Source organism: Mesorhizobium sp. P3_A8 (assembly GCF_056402995.1).
Genome location: NZ_JBFUGI010000010.1, coordinates 209,580 through 227,302 on the forward strand (window position 1 = coordinate 209,580; position 17,723 = coordinate 227,302).

Below are 17,723 nucleotides of genomic sequence, written 5' to 3' on the forward strand. Positions count from 1 at the left end.
GATCATGGGAATGAGTGATCTCCATTTGGCCACCGACGAAGAATTCGTCCGCATCGCATCGCGCAACCGCGGTCTGCCGGCCAGTGCAGCGTTCGGCTGGCTGCGCGCCGGCTGGCGCGACCTGATGGCGACGCCGGCCCCAAGTCTCGCCTATGGACTGGCGGTCTTTGCCGTGTCCGCGCTGATCGTCGGCGGCCTTTTCCTGTTTCGGCTCGACTACATCCTGTTTCCCGCAACCGCCGCCTTCATGGTGGTCGGCCCGCTGATAGCGGTCGGCCTCTATGAAAAAAGTCGGTCGTTGGAACAGGGCAGAGCCATCTCGCTTGCCAGGATGATATTCGTGCGGCCGGCCTCCGGCGGCCAGATTCTCTTCGTCGGTTTCATCATGCTCGGCCTGGCGCTGCTGTGGATGCGTGCCGCGGTCATCATTTACGCCCTATTCTTCGGCTGGCGGCCATTTCTTGGTCTCGACCATCTTGCGCCGATGCTTTTCACCACCACCATCGGCTGGGCAATGTTGGCCACCGGCACGGTGGTTGGCGGCGTGTTCGCCGCATTCTCCTTCGCCATCAGCGCCTTTTCGGTTCCCATGCTGCTCGACCGGCGAACGGATGCGTTTACCGCGATGGGCACAAGCATTTCGCTTGTCTGGAACAACCGCCCGGTGATGATCACCTGGGGTGCAATCGTGCTGCTGCTAACCCTTGTTGGTCTAGGAACCGGGCTGGTCGGATTGATCGTCACCTTTCCCCTGCTCGGCCATGCCACGTGGCACGCCTACAGGACGATTTTGCTTGAGCCGGGGTCGAAGGAGTAGCGCTCATGAGCTGCTGCGCGCCTGGGGCTGAGGCTGCCCTGGAGATCGGCCCGGGGGGCCGGCTTTCCAGTCCACGCGAAGAACTTGTCCTTGTAAGTTGCGACCTCGGTGGCGGCCTTTACCAGGCCGATCTGTCGGTACCCGAAATTCATTGCGCATCCTGCATGGCCACGGTCGAACGCACTTTGTCGGCCTTGCCCGGCGTTGAGTATGCCCGGGCCAACCTTTCGATGAAACGGACCATCGTGAAATGGCGACCGATTGCCGATGAGGCCCCCGATCTCATTGGCGCACTAAAAGCGGCGGGCTACGCGTCACATGTCTTCACAGCGCAAACCGACCAGCGCAGTCCCGAATATTCCCGGCTCATCAAGGCGCTCGCTGTCGCCGGTTTCTGCGCCATGAACATCATGCTGCTGTCGGTTTCGGTCTGGTCCGGAGCCGAAGGCGGAACCCGTCAGGCGTTCCACTGGATTTCCGCAGGGCTCGCCTTGCCGGCAATCGTCTATTCCGGGCGGATATTCTTTTTCTCCGCATGGGCTGCCCTGCGCAATGGCCGGACAAACATGGATGTGCCGATTTCCATCGGCGTGTTGATGGCGTTCGGGCTCAGCCTCTACGACACCATTCACGGTGGACCACATGCCTATTTCGACGCCGCGACATCGCTTCTGTTCTTTCTGCTCATTGGCCGCACGCTCGACCATGTTATGCGGGAAAAGGCGCGCTCGGCCGTGGCCGGGCTTGCGAGCCTCGCGCCGAGGGGCGCGATCGTGGTCGATGCCGACGGCCGGCGCTATGTGCCGATTGCCGAGATCAGGCCGGGAACCTCGATCCTCATTGCCGCCGGCGACAGGGTCCCTGTCGACGGGATCGTCACGGAAGGCGCTTCGGAGCTAGATTGTTCGGTCGTCACCGGAGAGACCGCACCCAGGCCCGCCATTCCGGGGACCTTGGTCCAGGCCGGGCTGCTCAATCTGACGGGACCGCTGACGATGCGGGCCGCAGCCGAGGCAAAGGATTCATTTCTGGCGGAAATGGTCAGAATGATGGAAGCCGCCGAGGGCGGGAGGGCGCGCTATCGCAGGCTGGCGGATCGTGCCTCGGCGCTCTATTCGCCCGTCGTGCATGCCATCGCCTTGCTGTCCTTCCTGGGCTGGCTGCTGATCACCAGGGACTGGCACGCATCGGTTTCGATCGCCATCGCCGTGCTGATCATAACCTGCCCTTGCGCGCTCGGTCTTGCCGTCCCGATCGTACAGGTCGTCGCCGCCCGCCGGCTTTTCGAAAAAGGCGTGATGGTCCGGGATGGCTCTGCTCTCGAGCGTCTTGCCGAAGTCGACACTGTGCTGTTCGACAAGACCGGCACGCTGACGCTCGGCCGGCCCCATCTCGTCAACAGGGCTGATGCTGACCCCAGTGCGCTGGCGCTTGCCGCCAAAATGGCATCGGGCTCGAGGCATCCGATGTCCGTCGCAATTCTGGCTGCCGCATCGCAGGGCTCGGTTGAAGCGAGCCCGATGAAGAACCTCACCGAATATCCCGGCCGCGGCCTCGAAGCCAGGATGCGAACCACCATCTATCGCCTGGGTCGGCCCGACTGGGCGCTGGGCCGCAAAATGCCGGAAGACGTGGACGGTTGGTTTTCGGTGTCGCTACTGGTCCAGAATGGGCAGCAACTGGCGCGGCTGGTATTTGAAGACACCATGCGAAGCGGCGCGAGATCGACGATCGATCGATTGCGCCGGCAGGGCCTCAATGTTGGCATCCTGTCCGGTGACCGCAGATCTGCCGTGGCCGATCTGGCTTCGAAGCTCGGCATCGATGATTTCACAGCGGAAATGCTTCCATCCGACAAAGTTGAGCGGATCGCGGCTCTCACCGCTGCCCACTCCAAGGTGTTGATGGTGGGAGACGGCCTGAACGACGCGCCAGCCCTCGCGGCCGCGCACGTCTCCATGGCTCCGGCGACGGCGGCCGATGTCGGCCGCAACGCAGCCGACTTCGTGTTCCTGAAGGAAAGCCTTGCGAGCGTCGCCGACACCTACGAGATTTCGCGCAATGCCGGAAAGCTGATCCGGCAGAATTTTGCCTTGGCAGTGGGCTACAACGCCATTGCGGTGCCTTTTGCCGTGTGCGGCTATGTCACGCCGCTCGTTGCGGCTGTCGCAATGTCGCTCTCGTCCGTCTTGGTGGTGGCCAATGCCATGCGTCTGGGTTACCGCGCGCCTTTCGAACGCAGGGCGTCAGGCCGGCTTTCCGCCCAGACTTTGAAGGCGGCGACATGAGCTATCTGGCTTTCCTTGTGCCTGTCGCAATCCTGCTCGGCCTGCTGGGCCTGGCAGCATTCATGTGGACATTGCGAAACGGGCAGTACGAGGATCTGGACGGGGCTGCGGCACGTATCTTGATGGACGACGATCTGGACGAGCCCAAATAGTCGTCTTCATACGTGTCCTCGCCATACAGAGTTCAGAACCCGCCTAATTGCACGTCGTTGCCGCCGATTACCGCACGTATCGTTGCAGGTCTTTCGAGACCGAGAGGCTTGAGCTACGAGTGACAGGCGCCATCGATGAGACGGCGAAAATTGACGAACAGGCTGAAACCCGTAACACAAATGAGTAAAATGAAGCGAGTTCGACGGCCAGAACCTTGAAATTGTCAGCAAATCCGATGGTACCGTTGGCTGGGATCAATACGCGATTCAAGATATTGCTTTTATTATATTTTTTCGACCGCCAAGATTTATTTGTATCACAATAGGTATCACATTTACTGCTGCCTCGTGGCGCAACGGCCCGGACAAAAGGCGACGCGGTGCGGCTGGGCGCTGTTTTGTCGCGAAATGGGGAGGTAGGTGAACCCGACCGGCTGTCCTCGCCGCACTCACTCCAGGCTCGTCATGACCTCGACGACGAAAGGTGGAGGGTCTCTCATCGAAGTACCCCTCGTTCGCAGCTCGACATTCTATCTAACTGGGGCGCAACTTTCACCGACCACGAGCGCGGGCTGGAAGACGACGTTCCGCGCCGGCAAGGTGACCTTATCTTCGATGCGATCGACTAGCATGCGCAGCGCTTCGTTTGTCATGTCGGCAACGGGATGCTCTGTACGGGTAAGCCGCGGCTTCAACCCGCCTGCTCCAGCGACTGTATCGGTCGACGCGATCGAGATATCCTCGGGACAGCGCAGGCCAAGATCGGCGACAGCGCGCATGACTCCAATTGCCATGACGCCATTGGCGACGTAAAGCGCCGTGGGCCGGGCCAACTGTCCAAGCAGGTCTCGCGCGACTGAATAGGCGGTGTCTTCACGGAACTCGCCGGAACGGACATGCCCGGTTTTCGGAGCGAGGCCGCGCGCGGCCATTGCCTCAAGCATGCCTTGCAGCCTGCCGCTGCCGGTCGTCAATTGCGTTGGCCCGGTGATGGATCCGATTTCGCGGTGGCCAAGGTCCAGGAGGTAGTTGGTTGCCTGCTTGCCGGCCGACACATTGTCGATCGTGACGGTGTCAACACCGGCATCTCCGATCGAACGGCCAAGCAGGACCACCGGCACGCCGCCCTCGAAATCCCTTCGTTGGTATTGGCTTTCGGGACCTACCGGAACGAGGACCGACCCATCGCACCCTAGGGTTCGAATGCGCGAAAGAATGCGTTTTTCAATATCGGGCTTCTCATCGCTGTTGAACAGCACGAGAGAGTAGCCCCAGGCGGCGACCGCCGCCTCGGCTGCCGTGACGATGCGGGCGTAAAACGGGTTTGCCAGATCCGCCACGGCAAGCGCGATCAGCTGGCTGCGCCCGCTGCGTAGATTCCGCGCGACCAACGAGGGCGCGTAGCGAAGGTCGCGAACCGCGGCAAGCACACGACCCCGCAAATCCGGACTCACATAGGCAGTGTCGTTGACGACCGCGGACACCGTCGCCGTCGACACACCGGCAGCTCTTGCGACGTCTTTTATGGTGGCCATCTGCTCTCTTAGCTAATCGTTTAGCTGTATCTTGGCGCCAATCTCTCGCCTATTTCGTGCTCGTTTGCACGAATTTTCTTGCGAAGCCGCCCAAGATGGGAAAATCTACCGAAACGGTTAGGCGGTTATCAGCTTTGAATCTGAAGATGCGCGTCCAACCTCACATGGGAGAGAGAACAATGAAAAACCTGACGTTCGGCGTTTTCGCAGTGGCCCTAGCATTGTCCGGCGCGCACGCCAGCGCGGCCGACAAGCCGCTGCTCGGCATAGTGTCGATCAGCGCCACGGAAGCAAACAATGTCCGCTATATCCAGGGCGCGACCAAAGCGGCCGACGAACTCGGTTGGAAAGTTACCGTGGTCGACGCGGCGGGCAATGCAGACCAAGCCAACGCTGCCATCCAGAACTTTGCGCAGCTGGGCGCGCATGCCATCGTTGACATGGTGTTCCCGTTCTCTTCGATCGGCGCCGGGCTAGCCGCGGCTGGTTCCGCGAGCATTCCCGTAGTCACTTGGGGGGGCGGGCTGGGCGGCACCGTTGCCGCCACCAACGGCTCGGGCGGCCCGATGGCCATCCCGGTCGTGGACCTGATGCTCAAAAACATGAACGGCAAGGGCTCCATCCTTGCCCTCACGTATCACACGGGTGAAGTTTGCCGAAACCGCGAGCAGGTCATGGATGAAATGGTCGCCAAATATCCCGACATCAAGGTGACCAAAAACGAAGTGCGCATTCCCGGCTACTTTGAAGATGGCGCGCAGTACGCCAATGCATGGCTCGCCTCGCATCCGGCAGGCGCTGAAAACCTAGCTATCTGGGGCTGCTGGGATGATCCTGCGATCGGCGCGATCGGCTCACTGCGTGCTCAGAACCGCACCGATGTGATGGTGTATGGCATCAACGGAAATGCCCAGGCTCTCGAGAATATCAAAAATGGCTTCATGACCGCAACGGCATGGCAAGACAGCTACACCGAAGGCTACAATATGGCAAAAATGGTTGAAGAGATCACCGCCGCCGGGAAGAGCTGGACGCCGAAAGCCGCCGAAGTGCCGGCGGTGCTGGTGACCAAGGATACAGTGGCGAATTTTCTGACCAAGCATCCTGACGCGATCCAGTAGGCGCAGCCAGCTTTTGACCGATAGGGTAACAGGAGATGCGGCAATCGAGATGGGGGCGCCCGTGGCGCCTCCATTTCTTGTCGTACGCAACATCAGCAAGGCCTTCGGTGGCGCCAAGGCATTGCGAAATGCTTCCCTCGACATTATCGCGGGGGAGGTTCACGGGCTGGTCGGCGCCAATGGGGCGGGCAAGTCGACGATGATCAGGATTCTCGCCGGCCTCAACCATCCGGATCAGGGGTCGATCGAGGTCGACGGACAAGCCGTCGGCATCGAGACGGCGCACCGCGCGACGGCATTCGGCATGAGCTTTATTCACCAGGAACTGGCGTTCGTTCCGGGAATGACTGTCCTCCAGAACATCATGCTCGGCGTGCCGAAACGCTCGCGCTTCGGCTTGACCGATTGGGCGGCGATCGCCCGCAATGTCGAGCCCATCGCGAGACGCGTCGGCATTACGGCCTCCCTCAACGCAAATGTGAAAGGGTTGTCGACCGCCGAGAATTGGTTGATCAACATCTGCCGAGCGCTGGTTCGCAAATCGCGACTTATCGTGATGGACGAGCCGACCGCCTCGCTCTCGGCCGACGAGAGCGAGAAGCTCTTCGCTATCATCAAGGACCTCTCGGCATCCGGTGTGGCCGTGCTTTACGTCTCGCACCGCCTGGATGAGATTCTGAAACTCTGCGATCGGGTGTCGGTATTGCGCGACGGCAATTCCGTCGCCGAATTCACCCGTGCTGGATTGACCAGGAAGGCGTTGGTCGAGGCGATCGTCGGCTCTGCCCATGTCGGTAACGACGGTAGGCCTGAATATGCGCCGCAGACCCATGAGATCGTCCTGCGCGTTCGGAACCTGACACGCCTGCCCAAGGTGCGTGGCGTAAGTTTCGAACTTCGCCACGGCGAAGTTCTGGGCATCGGCGGCCTGGTCGGTGCCGGACGCAGTGAACTGGTGCGGCTGATCTATGGTGCCGATCGCGCCGACTCGGGCGGTATGATGCTCAAAGGCAAGCCCTACGCGCCGAAATCGCCGCAGGCTGCGGTTGCCGCCGGGCTCGGCTTGGTGCCGGAGGAGCGGCGTACGGAAGGGCTTTTCCTGTCGAAGAGCGTCGCCTTCAATCTTGGTCTGGTCAGTTTGGACAAGCTTGTACTCGGTCGCAGGGTGCCGCTTCTCAGCCGAAAATCGCAGTCCTCGCTCGCGCGCGATACGATGAAGCTGCTGGCGATCAAGGCGGCAAGCGTGGACACCCCTGTTGGCCGGCTCAGCGGCGGCAACCAGCAGAAGGTGGTTATCGGCCGCTGGCTGCGGCGCGCGCCGCACATCCTCATTCTCGATGAACCGACCCGCGGCGTCGATATCGGCGCACGCGCGGAGATCCACCGCCAAATCCGCGACCTCGCGGCGGCCGGCATGGCGGTTCTCGTCATCTCGTCCGAACCCGATGAACTGCCGGACCTTTGCGATCGCGTGCTGGTGATGGCGGAAGGCCTTGTCGTTCGCGAACTGAGCGGCGCATCGGTGTCGCGCTCCGCTATTGTCGAGGCAAGCTACGGTGAGCGGGAGCCATTGACCGAGAGGATGACCACATGAGCGATGTTTCGACCTACAACAGGCGCCTCACACCAAGAGCCAAGTCTGCGCTCGGAATTTTCGCGCGCTACGCGACCATCCTTGGGCTGCTTGCCATGATCGTAGCCTTTTCGATCCTGTCGCCGAAGGCATTCTCGACCCTGGGCAACTTCACCAATGTTCTCAACCAGGCCTCGCTCGCCATGATCATCGCCGGCGGGCTGACATTGGCGGTCGTCGTTGGCGAGCTCGATTTGTCGATCGGCTTTGCCGCCAGTCTGCACGGCATTCTCGTCACCGGCTTCATTGTCCATGACAAGCTGCCGATCCCTTTGGCCATCTTCATCGTGCTCGCCCTTGGCGCGCTGATCGGCCTGGTCAATGGCTTCATCGTCACCAAGATGAAAGTCAATTCGGTGATCGCGACGCTTGGCGTCGGGACCATCATCACGGGTCTCGCCTTCGCCTACTCAGCCGGGGTACCCATCGTTGCCGGCGTACCGGAAGCCTTTCTTCAGCTTTCGCTCGGCCGCTGGCTCTTCGGCATCCCCAACAACATCGTAGTCATGGTCGTTGTGCTAGGCATCCTGTGGGTTCTGGTGGAGCGCACCTCGATCGGGCAAGAGATTCAGGCGGTCGGCGGCAATCCCGCCGCCGCGCGCCTCGCCGGTATCAACGTCGATCGCATCAAGACGCTTGGCTTCGTCACTTCCGGCATGTGCGCCGCCCTTACCGGCATTCTGCTCGCGTCGCGGCTGGGCAGCGGCACGACCAGCGCGGCCGATTCCTATCTGCTGACCGCGTTCGCCGCAGTCTTTCTGGGCTCGGCAACCTTGCGCGATGGCGAGTTCCATGTCCTCGGGACTTTGGTGGGCGCCCTGATCATTGCTTTCGGCTTCAACGGCCTCAACATTTTCGGCGCCCCAACCTTCTCCCAATATGTGTTTCAGGGCGCCATCCTGATCATCGCGGTCGGGCTTTCCAGCCTTGGCCGCTCGCTTGCGGAAAGTTGAGGAGGATCGCATGGGACCGACTGAGCACTGGGAAATCTATGTCATCGAGTTCGCACGATCGAAGAACCAGCCATGGGTCGATCTGGTCAACGGGATGTATGACGACGGCCCCACGGATCTGCCGTTTTCTTTCATCCTGGCGCGCCGCGGCGACCGCAACGTGCTTGTCGACACCGGCTTCATGAAGGACGAAAGCGGCCCGAACTTTTCCGACAAATTTGGCATACCCTGGTGGATTTCCCCCGTTCGCATGCTTGCCGAACTGGGGCTGGCGCCGGGCGATATCACTGACATCATCGTCAGCCATGCGCATTTTGACCATATGGGCTCGATCGATCAGTTTCCCAAAGCCCGCCTCTATCTGCAGAAGCAGGAGTTGCTGTCCTGGCACGAGGCGATGGCGCTGCCGCCGCAATTCGGCTTCCTCACCGCCATCATCGATCCGGACGATCTGCGCGCCGCCTTCGACGCCTCGGTGGAGCACCGCCTGACGTTGGTGGACGGAGACCGCGACGATCTTCTGCCGGGCATCCATGTGAGGCTGGGGCAGGGTCACACGATGGGGCAGCAGTTCGTTATCGTTGAGACGTCGCGCGGCCGCATCGTCCTTTCGGGCGATTGTCTCTACTCATCTCGGCAGATTACTGGCCACAAGCACGACGGTGTCTATCAGCCGCTCAACAATGCCGTCGGGAGCGTTTGGGATCAGCTCAAGACCATCGACCGCATCAACATCGAGATCGGAGGCAACCTCGACCGACTGATTATCCTGCATGATTCCGACCGCTGGAAAGGCCTCCCGGTGATCAAGGAAATCGAAGGATTCCGCATCGTCAAGGCAGCTTAAGATCGGTATTTTTCGAAAAACGGTTGGTTCGAAACCAGCCTTTCAGACTGCGTCTGAACCAGAGCCCGCTCAATCGGAATCGCCATCGCCAGTTGCAGCGCCAGGTGCTGAAATGGTCGTTCGAAACCGGGAGGCTCGAGCTACGCGAGGCCTTTTTTCCGATCTGCCGATCGCCGCGGCGGCCAGTCGCAGTTCTCTACCCTCCTCGAACTGTCGTCGGATCGCACCCAAGTTGCGCTCACCTATGGCCTGCACAAGCCGCTGACCGTTCCCGATTTTGCTGAGGCCGCTCATCTCAGCCCCCGGCAGTTCAGTCAAGCCTTCCATGATGAGGCGGGCCAATCTCCGGCCAAGACGGTCGAGAACCTGCGGGGCGAGGCAGCGCGGAGGCGACGCCCGCAGCATCGGTGCGAGCGAGGCTGCAACTCTTCTGACTTCAGCGATGGCCGACCGAGGGTGGAATTGCTGGAGTTTTCGTTCTCGGCTTCGATATCGCGGATGGTCACCACACGGCGCATTTCGACTTTGATGAGACCATACTTGCTCGCGGTACTTTGTTGTTGAGCGGCTTGCTCGCCGCGGTCTTGTCCATCGGTTGAACTTCTGTTGGCAACCGGCCAGGAAACGCCGCGCGCGTCACACCACAATCGGCACCGACGCGCCATCCATGTTGATAACAACACCGGTCACGTAGCTCGCTTTCGCGGAACACAGGAAGGCGACGAACGATGCGATTTCGGCGGGATCGGCCAATCTGCCGATGGGTATGGAGTCTGTCGCCTGGCGCAGGGCTTCCTGCTCGCTGATCCCCTGGCTTGCCGCAACCGCTTTCATTCCTTCACTCACCCGACCTGTTTGCGTGAGACCGGGATTGAGCCCAACAATGCGCACGCCGCGACCGGCATAGGCGTTTGCGAGGCCGACCGTTGCCAGCATCAGCGCCGCGTTGGCGGCGCCGCCAGCCAGATGGGTCGGCGAGGCGACTTTGCCGCCATTTCCGATGATGTTGACGATCACGCCCGAGCCGCGGTCAGCCATCTTCTTGACCACTGGATCGATGACGTTGATGTAGGGAAAATACTTGTCATCCATCGCTGCCCGCCAGGCTTGCGGACTGAGGTCCTGTACAGGCGTGCGCTTTGCGGCCCCGGCGCTGTTGACGAGGATGTCGAAGGGACCGACGTCCCGCCACATCCTGTCCACAGCCTCTTTCGCGTCATCGCCCGATCCCAAATCCACGGCGATACCAACCGCACCTGGAAGCACGGAAAGGGCGGCATCGATGTTGGACGGCGAGCGGGAGCAGATGACGATCCTTGCACCTTCCGCCGCGAGCAACTTGGCGCAAGCGAGCCCTATGCCTTTGGAGCCTCCCGATACCAATGCAATCTTGCCTTCAAGGCCGAGGTCCATGTGCATTCCTTCCCGATAGCTACGGCTCCGATCCAATCAATCTGGGCCCTGTTCGCCAGCCGCAAGGATCATTCCTGGCTAGCATGCAAAAACTGCTGAATAACACTTTCGAGCGCCGTTTCTGAATCGTGCTTTCATTCTCAGTTCGCGTGTCCCGTCCAGATCATGCGCCCCTCCAGCAGGCTCCTAGTCCGCGGTCCAACCGCCGTCGATGACCATGGACGACCCCGTCATGAGAGAGGATGCATCGGACGCCAGGAAGACAACCGCCCCGGTTATGTCGTCGACATGACCGATGCGGCCCAGCTTTATTTTGGAGAGCACCTGCGCCCTGAAGGCCTCATTCTTGAGAAAATTCTGAGCGAGCGGCGTTTCGACAAACGTAGGGCAGACGGTGTTGACACGGATCTTGTATGGAGCCAGGTCGATTGCCGCCGCCTTGGTCATGCCCTCCATGGCCCACTTCGAGGCGCAGTAGACGCTGCGCGTCGCGGCACCGACATGGCCCATCTGCGACGACATGTTTATGATGCTGCCACTCACGCCTTGCTCGACCATGCGTCGCGCGACGATCTGCGCAACAAAGAAGGAAGCACGCAGATTGAGGCCCATGATATCATCGAAATCGGCCTGCGTTACATCAAGGAATGGGTTGGTGCGGTTCATCCCGGCATTGTTGACCAGCACATGAAAAGCTGACCTGTGTGACACTGCTTCACTCACTGCTTCAACGTCCCGGATATCGAGAGCGATGGCTTCGGCTCGTCCGCCCGAGCGAGTGATATTGGCCGCGGCAGCCTCCACCTCGCTCAATGTGCGAGCGGCCAGAACAACCTCGGCCCCATAGTGGGCGAGCGCATGTGCGGCAGCCAGTCCCAAACCCCGTCCGGCTCCCGTAATGAGCGCTCGTTTTCCGTCCAGCCTGAAATTTGGCGCGACTTGATTTTCCTCCATAAACCGTTCTCCATTTCTTTGAACTGGGAATACGTATGCGCACGCTTTGGCTAAATTAGTATCTGGCGTTTGATCAGTTCAGGTGGTTGCAGGACCGATGTTGGTAGAGCCGCGAATGATCAGTTCGCCGGGTATGCGAATAGCCGCCGGTGGAAAGTCTGCCGGATCAAACAGCAGGGACAGGGACCGCCCCACCATCGCCTCGATCGGCTGGCGGAAGGTGGTGAGGTCGTATGCCGGCCAGGCGGCCGAGGGAATGTCATCGAAGCCCACGATCGAAACATCGCGCGGAACTTTCAGCCCAAGCCCGAAGCGCGCGGCATCCAGTGCGCCAAGCGCCATGACATCGGCGATACAGAAGATAGCGTCTGGCGGACTCGGGCCGGAAAGCAGATTGATTGCTGCCCGGTAGCCCCCGCCATAGGTGTTTTCGCCGAATTGCTCGCCAAGGATTTGGAGGCCGTGGCGGCGCAATTCATCTTGAAACCCGGCGCTGCGTTCGCGGTGGGTCGACGTGTCAGGGCGGCCCCCGATAAGGGCTATGCGCCTATGTCCTGCAGCAACAAGAAGGGCGGCAACTTCGATGGAAGCCGACCTGTTCTCACAACACACCGAATTGATCGAAAAGTCGTCGACGGAGCGATTGAATAAAACCACCCGAGTGTTCCTATTGTGCAGAATGTCGCGCATTCGCGACGACAACACCGCTGACGTCACGATCAAACCGTCGATCTCGTATTGGAGCATCGATGGCAGCACGTCGTCGACTTCAAAACCCTTCGGTACGGAAAGCAACAGGAGCTGCTTGCCCATGGCATTGAGCTTCTGAGTGTAGATTTCCAGGACGGCCGGGTAGAACGGATTGAGGATGTCGGCCATGATCAGGCCAACCATATTTGTCTTCTTCGTCTGCAGGCTGCGCGCGATCCCATTTGGCGTGTAGCCCAATCGCTCTGCGGTCTTGCGGATCTTCTTCTTCGTCTCCTCCGAGATTCTCCCATCACCGGCAAGCGCGCGAGAAACCGTCGATTGCGATACGCCAGCCTCCCGCGCGACATCCACCGAAGTTGACCGTCTCATGTATTGGATCCTTGCGCAAATCAGCTTTTGCGCCTGTTATGCTGCCTTGCCCGCAGCAATAGCAAGACGATGCGCGAGATCAAACGCTGCTGTCAGGCCGGCGGGGTCGGCGCGATTTTGTCCGACGATGTCGTAGGCTGTTCCTTGTGAGGCGGTAACGATTGGCAGCGGCAATCCGCCAAGAACGGTCGAGGTATTGGCGAAACCGAGCGTCTTTAGCGCGATCTGGCCCTGATCATGGAACATGGTGACGATCAGGTCGAGCTTCTCCGGCCCCACGCGCAGAAAGACGGTATCAGCCGGATAGAGGCCTGCGACATCGTATCCAAGCTGCCTTAGCCTTTCGATAGCGGGAAGGATAATCTCGATCTCTTCAGTGCCCATTGCGCCGCCTTCTCCCAGATGCGGGTTAAGGCCGGCAACGGCTATTCTCGCACGTTTGCCGCTTGATGATTCGACCGCCTTGGCGCCCGCCACGGTGGCCGCAACGATGGACTCCACGGAGATGTTGTCGGCCACGGCGCGAAGCGGGATATGCGAGGTTACGCGGGCGGTCCAAAGAGCGCCCTGGTTATTCATTTCGCAGCAGAAGCCGGTAACACCGAGGCGGCTCGAGAAAAAATGCAGTTCGTCGATCGCCTTGTGACCGGCCAGCCACATCGCCTGCTTGTTGAGCGGACCATAGACAATCGCATCGAGCTGCCCTGCCCCGGCCGCGTCTGCTGCACTCTCCAGCGCCGCGAGCGTGGCAGTTCCGGCCTCCGCGCTCGCCACGCCGGGTTTGTAGCCGCCTCGATCCAGACCTGAAATCAGCGCCACGCCGCCATGCTCCGGAACCGATGAAACGCTGTCGGCGACCAGGATTTCAGCATCGAGACCGGCGATGCGCATTCCGTCGCGAAAGCTCCCTTCCCCACAAAAGATGGCAACGCGAAGGTCGCTCAGGCGCCTCTTTGCATTGACTAGTTTGGCGCAAAGTTCGGGACCGACACCGGATGGGTCGCCGGCCACGAGACCGATTGTTGTCACAGACATTTCTCGCTCCTGTTTGACAAGCTTGTTTCAAATGTCTAACAGAGTGCATACGTATGCTCAATCAAAAACCGATAGAAGCCACTTCGTATGAACGCCTTTGCAACAGACTCGCTTGAAACGCGCATCGCCGCACAATCGGCCGAAGCGAGCCGCCTTTCGGGCCAGATCGTTTATGGAGGTCGATTGAGGAAGGCGCTCACACACGCGCAGTTCGATGTCGAGAACCCGGCGACCGAAGAGGTCATTGGGTACGCGCCCCGCTGCGGTGCCGAAGATGTCGATGCCGCAGTCGATGCGGCCTCTTTGGCATTCCGGTCGTGGTCGGCCCTGCCGGCGAGAGAGCGCGGCGCCCTGCTCATTCGGGCAGCCGATCATCTCGACGGTTTCCGCGAAGACATTGCACGGCTGTCGTCCCTGGAGACAGGCAACGCGCTGCCAACCCAATCGCGCAATGAAGCGCGCACCATGGTCGATATACTGCGCTATTTCGGCGGCTTGGCTGGAGAGATCAACGGCCAGACCTATCCGCCCGATCCTGGCCGGCTGCTCTATACGCGGCGTGAGGCGCTTGGCGTCGTTGGCGCGATCATTCCGTGGAATGCACCGCTGATGCAGCTTGCCAGCAAGATCGCCCCGGCACTCGCCGCGGGCAACACCGTCGTGCTAAAGCCGGCCGAGCAAGCACCCTTGGCAGTGCTTCGGGTGTTCGAACTGCTGCAGGCGGTTCTGCCACCCGGCGTCGCGAACGCAATCACCGGGCTCGGCGAGGAAGCAGGTCGCCTGCTTTGCCAACATCCGGCTGTACGCAAGATCAGCTTCACCGGATCGAGCGCCGTCGGCGCCTTGATCATGCACTACGCCGCCGACAAGATCATACCAGTCACAGCCGAACTCGGTGGCAAGAATCCGAACATCGTCCTGGCTGATGCCAATGTCGATCGCGCGGCGCGTGGCATTCTGCAGGGGCTTCGGCTTCAGCGTCAGGGCCAGTCGTGTTCCGCCGGTACGCGGATCTATATCCACGACGCCATCTATGATGCGGTGATCGAGCGCGTCCTGGCCGGCATTCAGTCTTTTCGGGTTGGAAACCCGCTGGATGAAGTGACACAGGTGGGCTGTATCGTATCGCGCAAGCAGTTCGATCGCGTCGAACGCTATATCGAAATGGCGCGGCAGACGCCGGGTGCCCGTATCCTTTGCGGCGGCCAGCGTCCCGAAGGTCTCGACAAGGGTTACTACTACTCGACGACGCTGATCGAGGGCGTTCCCGCAAGTTCACCCGTTTGCCGCGACGAAATCTTCGGGCCAGTCGCGACCGTCTCGCGCTTTACCGATTTCGAGACCGTGCTGCAGGAGGCCAACGATACGCCTTACGGCCTCGCGGCAACGATTTTCACGGAAAACCTCCCGGCGGCGTTCGACTTCGTGTCGCGCATCGACGCCGGCTTCGTGCAGGTCAACCAGTTTGCCGTCGCGGAAGCCAACATCGAATATGGGGGGACGAAAATGAGCGGCATGGGACGTGAGCTCTCGCTGGCAAGCATGGTCCAGCACTTCACCTGGTCGAAGACCGTCATCGTCAACACGTCGGCTGCCTGACCGGGAGAATGCTCAAGTGAAAACCGTCGCTTTCCTTGGTCTTGGCAATATGGGTCAACCAATGACCCGCAATCTGGTCCAAGCTGGCTTTCCAGTCATTGGCTTCGATCCGTCTTCGGCGGCGCTCGACGCGGCTGAGAAGCAGGGCGTGCAGCGTGCGGCCTCCGCCGCCGAGGCGGCTTCGTCGGCCGATGTGGTTATCACCATGCTTCCGACCGGAGACAATGTCCGCGACGCCTATCTTGGAGCGTCGGGTCTCATCGCGGTATCCCGCAAGGGTGCGCTGCTGATGGATAGCAGCACGATTTCGTCGACCGTTACCGTGGAAATCGCGACTGCCGCCCGCGCGGCGGGACGGCGCATGATCGACGCACCGGTTTCGGGTGGGACGCCTCGAGCTCATTTGGGCAGCCTGACTTTCATGGTCGGCGGCGAAGCCGCGGATGTCGAGGAGGCCCGACCACTGCTCGAGGCGATGGGCCAGCGCATCTACCATGTCGGAGCATCGGGAGCGGGCCATACGGCAAAGCTCTGCAACAATATCTTGTCGGGCATCTGCATGGCGGGAACCGTCGAGGCGCTGGCACTCGGTGTCGCCAATGGTCTCGACCCAGCTGTGCTGAGTGATGTCATGCGCAACTCCTCGGGCAACAACTACGCGCTCGAGCGCTATCACCCATTCCCGGGCCTGATGGAGAATGTGCCCTCTGCCAACGGTTTTGCCGGCGGTTTCCGCTCGGATTTCCAGTTGAAGGACATGCGGCTCGCCAAGGAATTGGCGAACAGCTCGAAAGTCCTGGCAGCGATGGGCAATCTGGCAACAGAGCTCTTCGCCATCCATTGCCAGAACGGACATGCCGGCGAGGACTATTCGAGCATCATCAAACTGGCGCTCGATCTCGACAGCTACTTCGAAGGCAGGACGACGGAAGGAGCGACCAAGTGATCCGCAAGCTCAAAGAGGGGCGCGATCCGAGCGCCGTGGCAGCCGATCAGGCCACCGTCAGAGCCACTGTAGAAGGCATCATCGCCGATGTCCGTGCGCGTGGTGATGTTGCGGTTCGCGAGCTTTCGATCCGCTTCGACAAATGGGACCGCAACGATTTTCGCCTTACCGATGCGGAGATACGCGCCTGCCTTGCGGAACTGTCCGAACAGAACCTGAGCGACATCCGCTTCGCGCAGGAACAGGTTCGCAACTTCGCGCAGCATCAGCGCGAAGCGTTGCGCGATATCGAGATCGAAACCTTGCCCGGCGTTGTTCTTGGGCACAAGAACATCCCCGTTCAGTCCGTCGGCTGCTATGTGCCAGGCGGAAAATATCCATTGCTGGCCTCGGCCCATATGTCGGTCATTACGGCCAAGGTTGCCGGCGTGCCGCGCATCGTTACGGCTGCGCCGCCTTATGAGGGGCGACCTGCCGCGGCGATCGTTGCCGCCCAGCACCTGGCAGGCGCGGATGAAATTTACTGTCTCGGCGGTGTGCAGGCCGTAGCCGCCATGGCACTGGGCACACAAAGCATCCAGTCGGTCGCCATGCTGGTCGGTCCAGGCAACGCCTTTGTGGCGGAGGCCAAGCGCCAGCTCTATGGGCAGGTCGGCATCGATCTCTTCGCCGGTCCGACGGAAACCCTGGTCATTGCCGATGACAGCGTCGACGCCGAGCTATGCGCGACCGATCTTCTCGGCCAGGCCGAGCATGGCCCCAACTCACCGGCAATCTTGCTGACAAATTCAGAGGCCCTCGCCAAAGCCACGATCGCAGAGGTCGAAAGGTTGCTGAACATCCTGCCGACTGCCGTCGTCGCCCGTCGCGCATGGGAGGATTACGGCCAGGTGATCCTGTGTTCGACAGAGGACGAAATGGTCGGTGAAGCAAACCGCATCGCATCGGAACATGTGCAGGTGATGACTCGCGATCCGGATATCTTCCTCGAGCGGATGACGAACTACGGGGCGCTATTTCTCGGGCCGCGAACCAATGTCGCCTATGGCGACAAGGTGATTGGAACCAACCACACACTGCCGACGGCGGGAGCCGCCCGTTACACCGGCGGCCTTTGGGTCGGCAAGTTCCTGAAGACCGTTACCTATCAACGCGTCCTGACCGATGAGGCCTCGGCAATGATCGGCGAATACTGTTGGCGCCTTTGCATACTTGAAGGATTCGCCGGCCATGCCGAGCAGGCAAACGTTCGTGTTCGTCGCTATGGCGGGCGCAACGTCCCCTATGCGGCCGCCGCTGAATAAATCGCGATAAATCGCGGCGACGACTGCGGATGCCGGAAGAGGAGCT

The 17,723-nt window shown here is 60.6% G+C and carries 15 protein-coding genes and 1 pseudogene; 11 read left to right on the forward strand and 5 right to left on the reverse strand.

Annotated elements, in window-relative coordinates:
- Positions 1 to 10 precede the first annotated feature (10 nt).
- The 3 genes from AC1DX4_RS23545 to ccoS are packed head-to-tail and all read left to right on the forward strand — an operon-like array spanning position 11 to position 3,257.
- Positions 11 to 817 carry a DUF2189 domain-containing protein gene (locus AC1DX4_RS23545; protein WP_477222569.1) on the forward strand — a complete coding sequence of 269 codons (807 nt, stop codon included), beginning with the start codon at positions 11 to 13 and terminating at the stop codon, positions 815 to 817.
- A 5-nt stretch (positions 818 to 822) separates the two neighbouring features.
- A complete protein-coding gene (locus AC1DX4_RS23550) occupies positions 823 to 3,105 on the forward strand; it encodes a cation-translocating P-type ATPase (RefSeq protein WP_477222570.1) in 2,283 nt (760 codons plus the stop codon).
- Positions 3,102 to 3,257, forward strand: coding sequence for a cbb3-type cytochrome oxidase assembly protein CcoS (gene ccoS / locus AC1DX4_RS23555; RefSeq protein ID WP_477222571.1), 156 nt, complete (start codon positions 3,102 to 3,104; stop codon positions 3,255 to 3,257). The genes AC1DX4_RS23550 and ccoS overlap by 4 nt, the downstream gene beginning before the upstream one ends.
- 530 nt (positions 3,258 to 3,787) lie before the next feature.
- Here ccoS and AC1DX4_RS23560 read toward each other — a convergent pair.
- Positions 3,788 to 4,792 carry a LacI family DNA-binding transcriptional regulator gene (locus tag AC1DX4_RS23560; RefSeq protein ID WP_477222572.1) on the reverse strand — a complete coding sequence of 335 codons (1,005 nt, stop codon included), beginning with the start codon at positions 4,790 to 4,792 and terminating at the stop codon, positions 3,788 to 3,790.
- Between the two features lie 179 nt (positions 4,793 to 4,971).
- Between AC1DX4_RS23560 and AC1DX4_RS23565 the strand changes: the two genes are divergently transcribed.
- From AC1DX4_RS23565 to AC1DX4_RS23585, 5 genes and pseudogenes are all read left to right on the forward strand, one after another.
- On the forward strand, positions 4,972 to 5,913 hold the full coding sequence (locus AC1DX4_RS23565) for a sugar ABC transporter substrate-binding protein (protein ID WP_477222573.1): 942 nt from the start codon (positions 4,972 to 4,974) through the stop codon (positions 5,911 to 5,913).
- Between the two features lie 61 nt (positions 5,914 to 5,974).
- On the forward strand, positions 5,975 to 7,507 hold the full coding sequence (locus AC1DX4_RS23570; RefSeq protein ID WP_477222574.1) for a sugar ABC transporter ATP-binding protein: 1,533 nt from the start codon (positions 5,975 to 5,977) through the stop codon (positions 7,505 to 7,507).
- A complete protein-coding gene (locus tag AC1DX4_RS23575; protein ID WP_477222575.1) occupies positions 7,504 to 8,499 on the forward strand; it encodes an ABC transporter permease in 996 nt (331 codons plus the stop codon). The genes AC1DX4_RS23570 and AC1DX4_RS23575 overlap by 4 nt, the downstream gene beginning before the upstream one ends.
- A 10-nt stretch (positions 8,500 to 8,509) precedes the next feature.
- On the forward strand, positions 8,510 to 9,346 hold the full coding sequence (locus AC1DX4_RS23580; protein ID WP_477222576.1) for an N-acyl homoserine lactonase family protein: 837 nt from the start codon (positions 8,510 to 8,512) through the stop codon (positions 9,344 to 9,346).
- A gap of 171 nt (positions 9,347 to 9,517) precedes the next feature.
- Positions 9,518 to 9,754, forward strand: a pseudogene (locus AC1DX4_RS23585) (GlxA family transcriptional regulator); the annotation flags it as partial.
- A 228-nt stretch (positions 9,755 to 9,982) separates the two neighbouring features.
- Here the strand turns inward: AC1DX4_RS23585 and AC1DX4_RS23590 are convergent.
- The 4 genes from AC1DX4_RS23590 to AC1DX4_RS23605 form a co-directional block, all read right to left on the reverse strand.
- A complete protein-coding gene (locus tag AC1DX4_RS23590) occupies positions 9,983 to 10,759 on the reverse strand; it encodes an SDR family oxidoreductase (protein ID WP_477222577.1) in 777 nt (258 codons plus the stop codon).
- A 186-nt stretch (positions 10,760 to 10,945) separates the two neighbouring features.
- Entirely contained in the window at positions 10,946 to 11,713 is a 768-nt protein-coding gene (locus AC1DX4_RS23595) for an SDR family NAD(P)-dependent oxidoreductase (RefSeq protein ID WP_477222578.1), read from the reverse strand.
- Between the two features lie 78 nt (positions 11,714 to 11,791).
- Positions 11,792 to 12,793: a LacI family DNA-binding transcriptional regulator gene (locus tag AC1DX4_RS23600; RefSeq protein WP_477222579.1), complete on the reverse strand. Its 1,002-nt coding sequence runs from the start codon at positions 12,791 to 12,793 to the stop codon at positions 11,792 to 11,794.
- 36 nt (positions 12,794 to 12,829) lie between these two features.
- Positions 12,830 to 13,828: a 4-hydroxythreonine-4-phosphate dehydrogenase PdxA gene (locus AC1DX4_RS23605; protein WP_477222580.1), complete on the reverse strand. Its 999-nt coding sequence runs from the start codon at positions 13,826 to 13,828 to the stop codon at positions 12,830 to 12,832.
- Positions 13,829 to 14,011: 183 nt separating this feature from the next.
- On the opposite strand from AC1DX4_RS23605, the gene AC1DX4_RS23610 reads away from it, so the two are divergent.
- From AC1DX4_RS23610 to hisD, 3 genes are read left to right on the forward strand one after another with little or no spacing between them, the layout of a single operon-like run.
- Positions 14,012 to 15,427, forward strand: coding sequence for an aldehyde dehydrogenase family protein (locus AC1DX4_RS23610; protein WP_477222581.1), 1,416 nt, complete (start codon positions 14,012 to 14,014; stop codon positions 15,425 to 15,427).
- Between the two features lie 16 nt (positions 15,428 to 15,443).
- Positions 15,444 to 16,373: a 3-hydroxyisobutyrate dehydrogenase gene (gene mmsB, locus AC1DX4_RS23615; RefSeq protein ID WP_477222582.1), complete on the forward strand. Its 930-nt coding sequence runs from the start codon at positions 15,444 to 15,446 to the stop codon at positions 16,371 to 16,373.
- The gene (gene hisD / locus AC1DX4_RS23620; RefSeq protein ID WP_477222655.1) at positions 16,370 to 17,677 is read left to right on the forward strand and encodes a histidinol dehydrogenase; all 1,308 of its coding nucleotides are present in this window, start codon (positions 16,370 to 16,372) and stop codon (positions 17,675 to 17,677) included. Before mmsB ends, hisD begins: the two co-directional genes overlap by 4 nt.
- Positions 17,678 to 17,723 lie beyond the last annotated feature (46 nt).